Source organism: Candidatus Poriferisocius sp., assembly GCF_965208355.1.
Classification (GTDB): Bacteria; Actinomycetota; Acidimicrobiia; order Acidimicrobiales; family Bin134; genus Poriferisocius.
On record NZ_CBDBOM010000003.1, the window covers coordinates 2919189 to 2932103 of the forward strand.

General features: G+C 64.7%; 14 protein-coding genes. 1 reads left to right on the forward strand and 13 read right to left on the reverse strand.

Annotated elements, in window-relative coordinates; translation table 11 throughout:
* Nucleotides 1–108: 108 nt before the first annotated feature.
* Complete coding sequence (locus tag ACOGXH_RS14930) at nt 109–507, forward strand: hypothetical protein (RefSeq protein WP_419929879.1); 399 nt, start codon at nt 109–111, stop codon at nt 505–507.
* Here the strand turns inward: ACOGXH_RS14930 and purQ are convergent.
* The 13 genes from purQ to dnaK form a co-directional block, all read right to left on the reverse strand.
* Complete coding sequence (purQ, locus tag ACOGXH_RS14935) at nt 504–1166, reverse strand: phosphoribosylformylglycinamidine synthase subunit PurQ (RefSeq protein WP_419929880.1); 663 nt, start codon at nt 1164–1166, stop codon at nt 504–506. The genes ACOGXH_RS14930 and purQ overlap by 4 nt on opposite strands.
* Before the next feature lie 34 nt (nt 1167–1200).
* Nucleotides 1201–1461 (reverse strand): phosphoribosylformylglycinamidine synthase subunit PurS, encoded by a 261-nt coding sequence (gene purS, locus ACOGXH_RS14940; RefSeq protein ID WP_419929881.1) that lies wholly within the window; start codon nt 1459–1461, stop codon nt 1201–1203.
* Entirely contained in the window at nt 1458–2348 is an 891-nt protein-coding gene (locus tag ACOGXH_RS14945) for a phosphoribosylaminoimidazolesuccinocarboxamide synthase (RefSeq protein WP_419929882.1), read from the reverse strand. Before ACOGXH_RS14945 ends, purS begins: the two co-directional genes overlap by 4 nt.
* Nucleotides 2345–3745 carry an adenylosuccinate lyase gene (gene purB / locus ACOGXH_RS14950; protein WP_419929883.1) on the reverse strand — a complete coding sequence of 467 codons (1401 nt, stop codon included), beginning with the start codon at nt 3743–3745 and terminating at the stop codon, nt 2345–2347. Before purB ends, ACOGXH_RS14945 begins: the two co-directional genes overlap by 4 nt.
* Entirely contained in the window at nt 3738–4193 is a 456-nt protein-coding gene (purE, locus tag ACOGXH_RS14955) for a 5-(carboxyamino)imidazole ribonucleotide mutase (RefSeq protein ID WP_419929884.1), read from the reverse strand. Before purE ends, purB begins: the two co-directional genes overlap by 8 nt.
* Nucleotides 4190–5470 (reverse strand): phosphoribosylamine--glycine ligase, encoded by a 1281-nt coding sequence (gene purD, locus ACOGXH_RS14960; RefSeq protein ID WP_419929885.1) that lies wholly within the window; start codon nt 5468–5470, stop codon nt 4190–4192. Before purD ends, purE begins: the two co-directional genes overlap by 4 nt.
* A gap of 64 nt (nt 5471–5534) precedes the next feature.
* Nucleotides 5535–6821: an adenylosuccinate synthase gene (locus ACOGXH_RS14965; protein WP_419929886.1), complete on the reverse strand. Its 1287-nt coding sequence runs from the start codon at nt 6819–6821 to the stop codon at nt 5535–5537.
* Nucleotides 6822–6932: 111 nt separating this feature from the next.
* The gene (gene egtD / locus ACOGXH_RS14970; protein WP_419929887.1) at nt 6933–7913 is read right to left on the reverse strand and encodes an L-histidine N(alpha)-methyltransferase; all 981 of its coding nucleotides are present in this window, start codon (nt 7911–7913) and stop codon (nt 6933–6935) included.
* A complete protein-coding gene (egtB, locus tag ACOGXH_RS14975) occupies nt 7910–9190 on the reverse strand; it encodes an ergothioneine biosynthesis protein EgtB (protein WP_419929888.1) in 1281 nt (426 codons plus the stop codon). Before egtB ends, egtD begins: the two co-directional genes overlap by 4 nt.
* A gap of 34 nt (nt 9191–9224) precedes the next feature.
* Nucleotides 9225–9557 carry a heat shock protein transcriptional repressor HspR gene (locus tag ACOGXH_RS14980; protein WP_419929889.1) on the reverse strand — a complete coding sequence of 111 codons (333 nt, stop codon included), beginning with the start codon at nt 9555–9557 and terminating at the stop codon, nt 9225–9227.
* Nucleotides 9554–10453: a DnaJ C-terminal domain-containing protein gene (locus ACOGXH_RS14985; protein ID WP_419929890.1), complete on the reverse strand. Its 900-nt coding sequence runs from the start codon at nt 10451–10453 to the stop codon at nt 9554–9556. The genes ACOGXH_RS14980 and ACOGXH_RS14985 overlap by 4 nt, the downstream gene beginning before the upstream one ends.
* A gap of 18 nt (nt 10454–10471) precedes the next feature.
* Nucleotides 10472–11038 carry a nucleotide exchange factor GrpE gene (locus ACOGXH_RS14990; RefSeq protein WP_419929891.1) on the reverse strand — a complete coding sequence of 189 codons (567 nt, stop codon included), beginning with the start codon at nt 11036–11038 and terminating at the stop codon, nt 10472–10474.
* The gene (gene dnaK, locus ACOGXH_RS14995; RefSeq protein WP_419929892.1) at nt 11035–12891 is read right to left on the reverse strand and encodes a molecular chaperone DnaK; all 1857 of its coding nucleotides are present in this window, start codon (nt 12889–12891) and stop codon (nt 11035–11037) included. The genes ACOGXH_RS14990 and dnaK overlap by 4 nt, the downstream gene beginning before the upstream one ends.
* Between the last annotated feature and the right edge of the window lie 24 nt (nt 12892–12915).

The following is a 12915-nucleotide window of genomic DNA, read 5'->3' on the forward strand; positions in this document are numbered from 1 at the left end:
AATGCACATGTTTGAAACAGCAGCTTGAAAAAGAATGGCGAATATAGTTGTATAGAAGAAGCTACAGAAACAGCTGAAACTCATCCTTAACCTGACCAAGGAGAAAAAATGGTATCTGAAGAAGCCAAAGCCGCGCGGGCTGCTGGACAAGCTCAAGGCCGCACGGTCAGCCGTTATTTGACTGCGCTTGACTCGACCAAGCCCAAGCGAGGTCGGCAACGCTCTCCTGAAAGAATGCAGGCTCGCATCTCGGAGCTCCCGGGTGAGATTGCACAGGCCAAGCCTCTGAAGCGAGTTCATTTGATCCAAGAGCTCATGGACTTGGAAGCCGAACTCGCCAAAGAAGAAGAAACGGTGGACATCAGCGCGATTGAAGGCGAATTCATCACAATCGCTGCTGATTACAGCGAGCGCAAGGGCATTTCCTATGCGGCATGGCGTGAGGTCGGCGTGCCGGCCAGCGTGCTGAAAGCAGCCGGGGTGGCCCGCACTCGCTCGACTGATTAGTCAAAACCGATCAGTCCTTTCAACATTTTGGCACCGTCGGTGCTCCCCAGCAACGGGTGAGCAGCACGCTCAGGGTGGGGCATTAGTCCCACTACGTTGCCCTTTTCATTGCGAATACCTGCAATATCAGCAGTTGCCCCATTGGGGTTGTTTTGATATGTGAACACGATTAAGTTGTTTTCCTGCAACATTGCGAGGGTTTCTTCAGAGCAGACGTAGTTGCCTTCAAAGTGATTGATCGGGATACTCAGCTGATCGCCCACTTTCAATCCCCGTGTCAACACTGAGTCGGTTGATTCCACTCGCAACACCGCAGGCTGACACAAGAACTTCAACCCTTGATTCTTGTAAAGGGCTCCGGGCAGCAATTGAGCCTCGGTGAGAATCTGGAACCCATTGCAAATGCCCACCACCGGTCCGCCGTCCTGGGCGAATCGGGCCACTGCGTCCATGATCGGTGAAAAACGGGCCATCGCCCCGGTGCGGAGATAGTCCCCATGGGCGAAACCGCCGGGCAGCACCACCGCGTCGACATCACCCAACGAGTTGTCTTTGTGCCAAAGAAGCTCGCCAGAACCGCCAACCGCGTCGACCGCTTCCACTACATCGTGCTCGCAATTTGATCCGGGGAATACCACAACTCCAACTGTGGCGGTCATACGCGTTCCCAGCACGGGTCAACCGAGGGCACTGTCATGCCGACGGGCCCAGGGTGATGTTCACATCCTCAATGACGGGGTTGGCCAAGAAGCGCTCGCACATGGACTCAACCTGGCTTCGGGCCTCGGGCTCATCAGAAGCCTCCACCACAAACCGCAGGCTCTTGCCCACCCGAATGTCGCTCACGCCGTTGAATCCCAGCGCGGGCAGCGCCCGCTCGATGGTCAGGCCCTCGGGATCGGCGATCCCCTCGCGGAGGCTCACCTCCACGATCACATTGAACTCGGTGCTCATGAGCTTCCGGGCCAGTCGGCGAAACTGCGGCCGGTGATGATCTCGTAGGCGCTGACGTAGCGGGCCGCGCTGGCCTCTACCACCTCGTCGGGCAACGGCGGCGGCGGGTACTGCTTGTCCCAGTCCAAGGTGCTGAGGTAGTCGCGAACCGGCTGCTTGTCGTATGACGGCGGCGTGGCCCCCGGCTCCCAGCCATCCACCGGCCAGAAGCGGGAGGAGTCGGGGGTGAGCACCTCGTCGGCCACTACCAGGGTCCCGTCCACTAGGCCCATCTCGAATTTGGTGTCGGCGATGATGATGCCCTTTTTCGCCGCGGCTTCGGACGCCCGGCCGTATAGCTCCAGGGACGCATCGCGAGCCTGCTCAGCCAGATCAGAGCCCACCAGCTCCACTGCTTGGTCGTAGGAGATGTTCTCGTCGTGGCCCGACTCGGCCTTGGTGGAGGGGGTGAACACCGGCTCCGGCAACTTATCGGATTCCCGGAGACCTTCAGGAAGCGCCTGGCCGTGCATGGTGCCCTGGCTCTTGTATTCCTTCCAGGCCGAGCCGCTCAGATACCCCCTCACGATGCACTCGATGGGCAGCATCTCGGCCCGATGGCACAGCATGGTCCGTCCGGCCACGCCGTTGGCCTGGGCCTCGGGGGGGAAGTCGGCCACATCGGTGGAGATGAGATGACTGGGCAGCACATCGGCCAGGGTCTCGAACCAGTAGGCCGACATGGCGGTCAGCACTCTCCCCTTCTCGGGCACGGGCTCATCCATGACCACGTCGAACGCCGAGATGCGGTCGGACGCGATCATCAGCAGCCGGCCTTCACCGGCGTCGAAGATGTCGCGGACCTTGCCGGAATGAACGGGGCGCAGGTTGATGTTCTTGGTGCTCACAGGATCGACTCCGGTTGATAGTGGGCTGCATTGGGATTCTGGGCGGCCAACTCTTGGGCCCTGGCTGCAAAGGCTCGGGCTTGACCCGCGGCCGCCCCAGTCAGTGCCAAAGGCTGGCTCTCGATCTGTTCGACGTCGGAGGTAGCAATCGGCAACCTCTCGTCTTCGGCAATGGCCATGAAGAACCCGTCTCCCTTGGGGACATGCTCAGAGATGATGCGATGGGCCTCTTCCCGGCCCGCTCCTGCGGCTACCGAGGCCATCAGCACCCGGGTTGCGGTGAGCGCCGGCAGATTGGCGGTCAGCTCCGCGGCGATCGCTTCTTCGAACACCGCGAGCTCATTGAGCACCACCAGCGCCGCCTCGAGCTGGCCGTCGAGGGCCAAGAACGCTCCGGGCAGAGCCACCCGGCGAACTACTGAGCAGCTCACGTCGCCCTCATTCCACTGGTCGCCCACCAGGGAGGAAACCATGTCGGCGAAGCCCCGAACCACCGCGGACAGCCCGCCAATGCGCTCGGAGGTCCGGGCGTTGCGCTTTCCGGGCATGGCCGACGATCCCACCTGCCCGGCCTGGAACCCCTCGGAGATCAATCCGTGGCCGGCCATGAGCCGGATGGTCCGAGCCAGGTTGGCGGGCGCCGACGATGCCTGCACCAGCGCGGACACCACGTCGTAGTCCAGCGACCGGGGATACACCTGCCCCACGCTGCCCATCGTGGCCGCAAACCCGAGGCTGGCAGCCATGCGCTGCTCCAGTTCGGCCACCTGGTCAGGGTCGCCAAGAAACAGATCAAGCTGGTCTTGCTGGGTGCCCACCGGGCCCTTCAGCCCCCGCAAGCGGTAACGGCCCAGCAGGTCTTCGATCCGCTCCAGGGCCACCAGAGCCTCTTCGCCGTAGTTGGCGAACCGCTTGCCCAGGGTGGTGGCCTGAGCGGGCACGTTGTGGGAGCGGCCCACCGTCACCAGTTCGGCATGGGCCTCGGCTTGTCGGCCCAGGGCGCCCACCACCGCCACCAATTTGTCCCGCACCAGGCGCAAGGAGTCGCGTACCTGAAGCTGCTCGATGTTCTCGGTGAGATCGCGCGACGTCATCCCCTTGTGGATGTGCTCGTGTCCGGCCAATGCGCAGAACTCCTCGATGCGGGCCTTCACATCGTGGCGAGTGATCCGCTCCCGCTCCCGGATGGATTCCAAGTCCACCTGGTCGACCACCGACCGATAGGCCTCGACCACCCCGTCGGGCACCTCGATGCCGAGGTCCCGCTGGGCCTCCAGCACCGCCACCCACAGGCGGCGCTCGGCTTTGATCTTGCCCTCCGGCGACCAGATGGCCGCCATGGCCGCGCTGGCGTAGCGATCGGCCAGAACGTCGGGAATCTGGTCTTTGTCAGCCACCGGCCATCTCAGCTCGATGGGCGGCCAGCCTTTCGGCCAGCCCCGCGTCGGTCACCGCCAGAATCTGAATGGCCAGTAAAGCGGCGTTCATGGCCCCGTTGATGGCCACCGTGGCCACTGGGATGCCCTTGGGCATCTGCACCGTGGAATACAGGGAGTCCACGCCGTTCAGTGCCCCGCCGGCCAGGGGCACACCGATCACTGGCAAGGTGGTCTGGGCCGCAGTGGCCCCGGCTAGGTGAGCAGCCATTCCCGCGCCGCAGATGATGGCTCCGAAACCGGCATCGCGGGCCTCGGACACAAACTGGCGGACTTTTTCCGGTGTGCGATGGGCCGACATGACCTCCCAATGGCACTCCACTCCGAACTGCTCCAGCGTGGCGCGGGCCGGAGCCATGGTGTCCTCGTCGCTCGACGAACCCATGATGACGGCGACTTTCAAGCTCATGCCGATTCCCTCTGTGAGACGCTCTCAACCGCCGCGGCGGCGATGTCGAAGCGAACGTAGCGGCCCGGCCAATCAATGTGGGTGACCCCGGCGTAAGCCCGCTCTCGGGCGGTGGCCAAGTCGGGTCCCTGACCGGTGACATTGAGCACACGGCCTCCGGCGGTAACCAACCCTTGGCTGTTCTGATCAGGCGAAATGGCACCAAGACGGCCTTCGTCGGCTGATGCCACCCCGGCACAAAAGACCGTCACCCCCTCGACGGCATTGGCCGCCTCAATGCCGGCGATGAGATCGCCGGTGCGGGGGGAGGTGGGATAGCCCTCGGAAGCGCACACCACTGTCACCGCGGCGTCATCGTCGAACACCGGATCGTCCTCCAGCGATCCGGCGGCTGCGCCCGCCAACAGATCAGCCAGGTCTGACCACAACCGGGGCAGCACCACCTGGGCTTCGGGATCGCCAAAGCGCACGTTGTACTCCAGCACCCTCAGGCCTTGGGGGGTCAGCATGAGCCCGGCATACAGCACGCCCCGATAGTCGATGCCCTGGCGGCGGAGCTCGCCCAGCGTGGGGAGAACCGCCTGGTCCATCACCTCTTGCACCACGTCGGCTCCGGCCACCGGCACGGGGGAGTACGCGCCCATACCACCGGTGTTGGGACCGACGTCTCCCTCGCCGATGCGTTTGAAGTCCTGGGCCGGGGCCAGCGGCACGGCACGATGGCCGTCGCATACGGCCAGCACCGACAGCTCGGGTCCGGTGAGACCTTCTTCGATCACCACCCGGCGCCCGGCGTCGCCGAAGGCCTCCCCCGACAGGTAGGCCCGCACCGCGTCGTCGGCCTCCGCCCGATCCTCGGTGACCAGCACCCCTTTGCCGGCGGCCAGTCCATCGGTCTTGATCACAAAAAGGTCGCCCATGTCGTCCAGAAAGCGGAGGGCCGGCTCAAGCTCAGTAAACGATCCGTGACCCGCAGTCGGCACGCCGGCGGCCACCAGCAGTTCTTTCATCCACGCTTTCGATCCCTCCAATTGAGCCCCGTCGGCACCGGGGCCGAACACCAGCCGGCCCGCAGCTCTCAATTCGTCAGCCATGCCGTCCACCAATGGGGCCTCGGGGCCGATCACATACAGATCGGCGTCGATTTCAGTGGCTGGGGCAGGAATCGAGCCGGGAATGCCGGGATTTCCCGGGGTAACCACTACGTCGCAAGATCGGCCGAGCACATGGGCCAAGGCGTGCTCCCGACCCCCGCTGCCAACGACGCAGACCCTCACGGGGCTGATCCTGACTTCTCAATGGCCACAGCTGATCCTGTGTACCGGACCATGGGAGGGACCCTCACGGGACCGGGCTGAAGGAGATGTACTGATCCCGCCCAGGGCCCACGCTGACCAGGGTGGCGGGAACACCGGCCTGTTCCTCGATGAACCGCAGATAGTCCTCAGCCTCTCGGGGCAGCTCTGAGCGATCACCAACCTCGCTCAGGTCGGTACACCATCCAGGCAGCTCCTCATAGATTGGCACCGCCCGGTGGATCTCCGACTGGTGGTAGGGCATCGAGTCGCGGCGCTCGCCGTCCACCTCGTGGGCCACACACACCCTGATGGGATCGAGGGCGTCGAGCACGTCGAGCTTGGTGATGGCCAAATCCGACAGAGAATTCACCCGCACCGCCTGGCGCAGCATCACGGTGTCCAGCCAACCGCAGCGGCGGCGGCGCTTGGTATTGGTGCCGTACTCCCGGCCCACATCTACCAAGTGGTCGCCAATCTCGTCGGTCAGCTCGGAGGGGAACGGCCCCGACCCCACTCGGCTGATGTACGCCTTGGTCACCCCGATCACCCGGTCGATGTGGCGAGGGCCAACCCCCGCCCCGACGCAGACTCCGCCGGCCACCGGGTTTGACGAGGTGACGAAGGGATAGGTGCCGTGGTCCAGGTCCAAGAACATGGCCTGGGCCCCCTCGAACAGCACGTTCTGGCCCCCCTCCAGGGCATCGTGGAGCAACCCCACCGTGTCAGCAATGTGGGGTTCCAGACGTGGACGGCACTCCTCCAGGTACTGATGGGCCAGTGTCTCGACGTCGAACGGCAGTCGGTTGTACACCTTGGCCAGCAGCGGGTTCTTCTCATGCAGCACCACGCCGAGCTTCTCCCGAAAGATCTTGGGATCAAGTAAGTCCTGCACCCGCAGTCCAACTCGGGCCGCCTTGTCGGCGTAGGCCGGGCCGATGCCCCGCTTGGTGGTGCCCAGCTTGTTTCGCCCCAGATGCCGCTCGGCCACCACGTCCAGCGTCTGGTGATAGGGCAAGATGAGGTGGGCGTTGCCGCTGATCTTGAGCCGCCCGCAGTCCACTCCCGCCTCAGACAGGCGGTCCATCTCGTCGATGAGCACCCTGGGATCGATCACCACGCCGTTGCCGATCATCGGGGTCACGTGGGGATAGAGAACCCCGCTGGGCACGAGCTGGAGCTTGAAAGTCTCGCCCTCCACTACCAGGGTGTGCCCGGCGTTGTGGCCGCCCTGATAGCGCACCACCAAGTCCATGTCGCGGGCTAGGAGGTCGGTGAACCTGCCCTTGCCCTCGTCACCCCATTGCGTCCCGACGACCACGGTTGCTGGCAAAGCGCTACCTCATCAGCGTGGCTTACGAGTTGACACTACTCGCGCCCAACCGGGGATTGACGAGCAATAAAGGGCATTTGGACGGGCACGAGAGCCGCCCGCCCAGGGGACTTATCGACCAGCCACCATGCGGGACATGGTCAGCGCGTAATCGCCCCGAGAGTCGGTCCACAAGCGCTCCATGGCCAATCCCACGCCAGCCAGTTCCGGGCCGATGTTCTCGGGCCGGAACTTGGCGCTGATCTCGGTCCGCATGCGCTCGCCCTGGGCGAAGTCCACGGTCATTCCCAGTCCGCCGATAGTCACCTGCTGGTCGCAGCGAGACCGCAGCCACATCTCGATCCACTCCTCTTCGAGATCGAAGCGGGCCTCATGCTCAAACTGGCCCAAATCGAAATCGGCGTCGAGGCGGTGGTTGATCACCGACAGCACGTTGCGGTTGAACGCCGCGGTCACGCCCTCGGGGTCGTCATAGGCCGCGACCAGCCGGTCCTGGTCCTTTACCAGGTCGAAACCCAACAAAAAGGTGTCCCCCGGGACCATGGCATCGGCCACGGCGGCCAGGAAGTCCTTGCGCGGCGCTGGGGGGAAGTTGCCGATCGTGCCGCCCAAGAGCATCAAGAGCCGACAACCGCCATCGGGAAGGTGCCCCAGATGGTGCTCGAAGTCGCCTACCACTCCGTGAACGGCCAACCCCTCGTAGGCCTGGGCCAATTCGGCGGCGGCAGTCCTGAGGGTGGCCTCACTGTTGTCGAACGGAACGTAGCGGCGGAGCCGCCCGGTGGCCGCCAAGGCATCCAGCACGATTCGGGTCTTCTCCGAGGTGCCCGACCCCAACTCCACCACCGTGTCAGCCCCCGACCGCTCGGCTATCGCGTCCACCTCGCGCTCGAGGATCTCCCGCTCCCGCCGGGTGGGGTAATAGTCGGGCAGGCGGGTGATCTGGTCGAACAGCTCGCTGCCCCGGTCGTCGTAGAACCACTTGGGGGGCAGCTCCTTGGGCTGGGAGGCGAGCCCTTCGGCCACGTCGGCCCGGAGCGCTCGATCGATCCACGCGCGATCCAAATGGATGTCGACAACCGGCTCGATCATTGGGCTAGGCGAACGCCAGAGAAGTGCCAGCGGGTGTGGGGGTGGAAGAAGTTGCGGTAGGTGGCCCGGATGTGGCCCGGAGGAGTCACACAGGCCCCGCCCCGGAGCACGAATTGATTGACCATGAACTTGCCGTTGTACTCGCCCACCGCGCCCGGTGCGGGCCGGAATCCGGGATAGGAGCCGTAGGGGCTGGACGTCCACTCCCACACGTCTCCAAAGAGCTGGCGGAGGCCGTTGCCGGGCGGGGCGGCCGCGGGATGCCATCGGCCTTGGTCGCCAAGGTTGCCCTCAGGCCTCTGCTCTGCGGCAGCGTGCTCCCACTCGGCCTCGGTGGGAAGCCGAGCGCCGGCCCAGCGGGCGAAGGCATCGGCCTCGTAATACGAGAGATGGCACACCGGTTCGTCGAGTGACAGCGGTTGAAGTCCGTGGAGAGTGAAAACCCGCCAGCCGTCGTCGGAGTGGAAGTCCCAGTAGGAGGGCGCGTCCCAGCCATTTTCCAGCCGCTGGTGCCAGCCGTCCGACAGCCACAGAGTAGGGGTGTCGTAGCCGCCATCGGCTATGAACTCCAACCACTGTCGGCACGTAACCAGCCGGTTGGCCAACCGATAAGGGGGCAGGATTGTCCGGTGGCGGGGGCTCTCGTTGTCGAAGGCGAAACCGTCGCCATCGTGGCCCACCCAAACCTCTCCGCCGTCGAAACTGGTCCAGTCGGCTGCCGGCTGACCATTGTCCGACGACGCGGCCAGCGTCGGAGGAAGATCGTGATAGGCCGGCCACATCGCCCGATTGGTGGACAGCACATGCTTGATGTCCATGAGCAGAAGCTCCTGATGCTGTTGCTCATGGTTCAGGCCCAGAACCACCAGCTCTGCGGTGGCATCGTCTAATGGGCCATCGTCCATTGGAACAGCCAACAGCTCGGCCATGGCCTGATCCACATGGGCTCGGTAGGCGGCCACCTCCTCGCACGAGGGACGGGAGAGGTTGCCCCGCTCGGGCCGGGGGTGTCGCTCCCCTACCGCTTCGTAGTACGAGTTGAACAGGAAGCCGAAGGCCGGGTGGTACTCGCGATAGCCCTTTAGACGGGGCTTGAGCAGGAAGGTCTCAAAGAACCAGGTGACGTGGGCCCGATGCCACTTGGTGGGGCTGACATCGGGCATCGACTGAATGCACTGGTCTTCGCTGCTCAAGGGATCGGCGAGCGCGTCGGTGTAGGAGCGGACGGATTGATAGCCCACCAAGAGGTCGGAAGCGAGAGTCGGTGTCACAGTCACAAAGGTGGCAGTGCTGAACTCTACCCGCCCTCTTTCATTTTCTTCGATACAACACGATGTCGGCCCGCTTTGACTCGAGCTCACGGGTGAGCCGAGCCACTTGCTCCCTGAGCCGGGCCACCTCGGCTTCGAGGGCCAGCACCCGCTCCACGCCGTCGAGGTTCATGCCCTCGCTGGTGAGCTCGTGTACCCGGCGGAGCTTCTCGATGTCGGCATCGCTGTAGCGCCGGCTGCCCCCACCGGTGCGGGCCGGCTGCACCAGGCCCCGGCGGTCGTATATCCGGAGGGTTTGGGGATGGATCCCGGCCAACTCAGCAGCCACCGAGATGACATACACCGCCCGATCGCGGCCTCGGGGGTCGATCATGGTCCTGCCTCCATAGCTTTCTCGAATGCCTCCAGGGCTTGGCGCTGCTCGTCGCTCAGTTCGGTGGGGACTTCCAGGGCCACCGTCACCAGCAAATCGCCGGTTCCCTTGGCGGTCTCCACCCCCTTCCCCCGTACCCGCAGCACCTGGCCGGGTTGGCTGCCGGGAGACAGACGCAGCGTCACCGGGTCGCCTTCGAACGTAGGCACCGAGATCTCTGCTCCCAGCGCGGCCTGGGCGAAGGTCACCGGCACGGTGACGGTGAGGTTCTTGCCCTGGCGGCCGAACACCGGGTGCGGATTGACCTTTACCTTCACGTACAGGTCGCCGGGCGGGCCTCCGTTTAACCCCGGCTCTCCCTTGCCGGCCAGCTTGATCCTCTGTCCGTTGGCCACCCCGGCAGGGATGCGAACCGAGATGGAGCGCCCAGTCCGAGCGGTGTCGCCGCTCAGCGTCAAATCGGTGGTGGTGCCTCGCACCGCCTCGGCGAAGTCCAGAGACAGCTGGGCGCTCAGGTCATGCCCCCGCACCGGGCGGGTTTGCCCTCCGAAGGGTGGGCCGCCCCGGTCGAATCGGCCACCGCTCATGAAAGCCGAGAAGATGTCGGCCATATCGCCTTCCATGGTGAAGCCGCCCGGACCGGCCTGGAAGTTCATCGGCCCCATGTGGCGCACCTGATCGTATTGGGACCGGCGCTCTCCATCGCCCAACACGTCGTAGGCCGCCGACACCTCCTTGAACCGCTCCTCGGCCTTGGCATCGTCGGGGTTGGCGTCGGGGTGAAGTTTTCGGGCCAGCTTCCGGTAGGCCTTGGTGATCTCCTTGTCTGAGGCCGACGGGGAGACGCCAAGGACCTTGTAGTAGTCGGTCTCCAGCCATTCCCGCTTCACGTCCATGCTGCGATCGCCTCCGTCCTACCCCCGGACCTTCACCATGGCGGGTCTCAGAACACGGCTGTTCCATACGTAGCCGGCCCGCAGGACCTCGGCAATAACCGCCTCTCCCTCCCCCGGCTCGTGGGCCACAGCCTCATGGCATGTGGGGTCGAACGGGGCGCCAGGATCGTCCAACTTGGCCAAGCCCTCCTTCTCCAGCGCGCCGAACAGCGAGTCCCGAATGGGAATGACATCCTCGGCCCCTTGGGCCACCGCGGCGTCGCAGGCGTCCAACACCGGCAGCACTTTCTCCACGATGTCGGCCGCGGCCATGGCCACCGTCTCCTGCTGGCGCTCGGCTGCTTTGCGGCGGTAGTTGGCGAATTCGGCGGTCACTCGCTGGAGGTCGTTGAGATAGCCATCCCGCTGGGCCAACAGCTCATCCATCGAGGGCGCGGGCTCCTGAGGGTCGCCAGCAACCTGAGGGTCGCCAGCAGCCTGAGGGTCGCCAGCCTCCTGAAGCTGCTCGCCAGCAGCCTGCTCGCCAGCAGCCTCTTCGACAGCCTGGTCCTCATCGGCCAGGTCAGCTAGGGGCTCCTCGCTCACTGGGAGCTTCCGTCTTCTTCGTCTTCAACGATCTCGGCGTCGACGATGTCGTCGTCATCGGCGGCATCAGCCCCGGCGTCTCCGCCGAAGTCTCCCGGTGCATCGCCCGCCGCGGCCGCAGCCTGCTCATACATGGCCGCGCCGATCTGCTGGCTGATGGCCGACAGCTCCTCGGTGGCCGAGCGGATTCGGTCCAAGTCCTTCTCGTCGACGGCCGACTTCAACTCGTCCAGCTTGGCCTCAACATCGGCGCGCTGGCCGGCTTCCACCGAGTCGCCAGCATCGGCCAGCAGCTTCTCCACCTGGTACACCAGGCTGTCGGCGTTGTTGAGAGCCTCGGCCTCCTCCCGGCGGCGGGCGTCTTCGGCGGCGTGGGCCTCGGCGTCGGCGACCATCTGATCGATGGTGTCCTTGTCCAGCGAGGTCTGCCCGGTGATGGTGATGGACTGCTCTTTGCCGGTGGCCCGGTCTTTGGCCGACACATGGACGATTCCGTTGGCGTCGATGTCGAAGGTCACCTCGATCTGGGGTACGCCCCGCGGCGCGGGCGGAAGGTCCACCAGCTGGAACTTGCCCAGAGTCTTGTTGTAGGCGGCCATCTCCCGCTCGCCCTGGAGCACGTGGATCTCCACCGTGGGCTGATTGTCGTCTGCGGTGGTGAACACCTCGGTACGGCGGGTGGGGATGGTGGTGTTGCGCTCGATGAGCCGGGTCATCACGCCGCCCTTGGTCTCGATACCCAGCGACAGCGGGGTCACATCCAGCAGCAGCACATCCTTGACCTCGCCCTTGAGCACCCCGGCCTGCACCGCGGCGCCCACTGCCACCACCTCGTCGGGGTTGACTCCCTGATGGGGCTGGGTCCCGGTTATGCCGGTCACCAAGTCGACCACCGCGGGCATCCGGGTGGAGCCGCCCACCAGGATCACGTGGTCTACGTCTCCGGCGGACAAGCCGGCGTCGGACAGGGCCTGTTCGAACGGCTTGCGGCACCGGTCCAGCAGATCGCTGGTGAGGTCTTGGAACTTGGCCCGGCTTAGCTCGTAGTCCATATGGAGCGGGCCGGCGTCGGTGGCGGTGATGAACGGCAGGTTCACATTGGTGCTCTGGGTTTGCGAGAGCTCGATCTTGGCCCGCTCGGCGCCCTCCTTGAGCCGCTGCATGGCCATGTTGTCCTTGCTCAGGTCAACCCCGTGGTCGTTGCGGAACGAGTCCACCAGCCAGCCGATCACCCGGTCGTCCCAGTCGTCTCCTCCCAGGGCGGTGTCGCCGCTGGTGGACTTGACCTCGAACACCCCGTCGCCGATCTCCAAGACCGACACGTCGAAGGTGCCCCCGCCCAAGTCGAATACCAGGATGGTCTGGTCGGTGTCACCCTTGTCCAGGCCGTAGGCCAACGCAGCCGCAGTGGGCTCGTTGATGATCCGCAGCACTTCCAGCCCAGCGATGGTGCCCGCCTCCTTGGTGGCGGTGCGCTGGGCGTCGTCGAAGTAGGCCGGCACAGTGATGACCGCCTCGGTCACCTCCGTTCCCAGGTAGGTCTCGGCGTCCCGCTTCAGCTTTTGCAGGACCCGGGCCGAGATCTCCTGGCTGCTATAGGCCTTGCCGTCGATGTCTTCCGACCAGCCGGTGCCGATATGGCGCTTGACCGAGCGGATGGTTCGATCGGGGTTGGTGATGGCCTGGCGCTTGGCCACCTCACCTACCAACACTTCTCCGTCGGTGGAGAAGGCCACCACCGACGGGGTTGTGCGAGAACCCTCGACGTTGGCGATAACGGATGGCTCACCGCCTTCGAGCACGGCAACCACACTGTTGGTGGTGCCCAAATCGATGCCGACGACCTTTCCCATCGTGTTTGACTCCTTGTTTGTCTG

What these genes read in the sequence shown, in the direction of transcription:
- ACOGXH_RS14930 (WP_419929879.1), top strand. Translation starts at nt 109, where the DNA reads ATGGTATCTGAAGAAGCCAAAGCCGCGCGGGCTGCTGGACAAGCTCAA.
- purQ (WP_419929880.1), bottom strand. Translation starts at nt 1,166, where the DNA reads ATGACCGCCACAGTTGGAGTTGTGGTATTCCCCGGATCAAATTGCGAG.
- purS (WP_419929881.1), bottom strand. Translation starts at nt 1,461, where the DNA reads ATGAGCACCGAGTTCAATGTGATCGTGGAGGTGAGCCTCCGCGAGGGG.
- purE (WP_419929884.1), bottom strand. Translation starts at nt 4,193, where the DNA reads ATGAGCTTGAAAGTCGCCGTCATCATGGGTTCGTCGAGCGACGAGGAC.
- egtD (WP_419929887.1), bottom strand. Translation starts at nt 7,913, where the DNA reads ATGATCGAGCCGGTTGTCGACATCCATTTGGATCGCGCGTGGATCGAT.
- ACOGXH_RS14980 (WP_419929889.1), bottom strand. Translation starts at nt 9,557, where the DNA reads ATGATCGACCCCCGAGGCCGCGATCGGGCGGTGTATGTCATCTCGGTG.
- ACOGXH_RS14985 (WP_419929890.1), bottom strand. Translation starts at nt 10,453, where the DNA reads ATGGACGTGAAGCGGGAATGGCTGGAGACCGACTACTACAAGGTCCTT.
- dnaK (WP_419929892.1), bottom strand. Translation starts at nt 12,891, where the DNA reads ATGGGAAAGGTCGTCGGCATCGATTTGGGCACCACCAACAGTGTGGTT.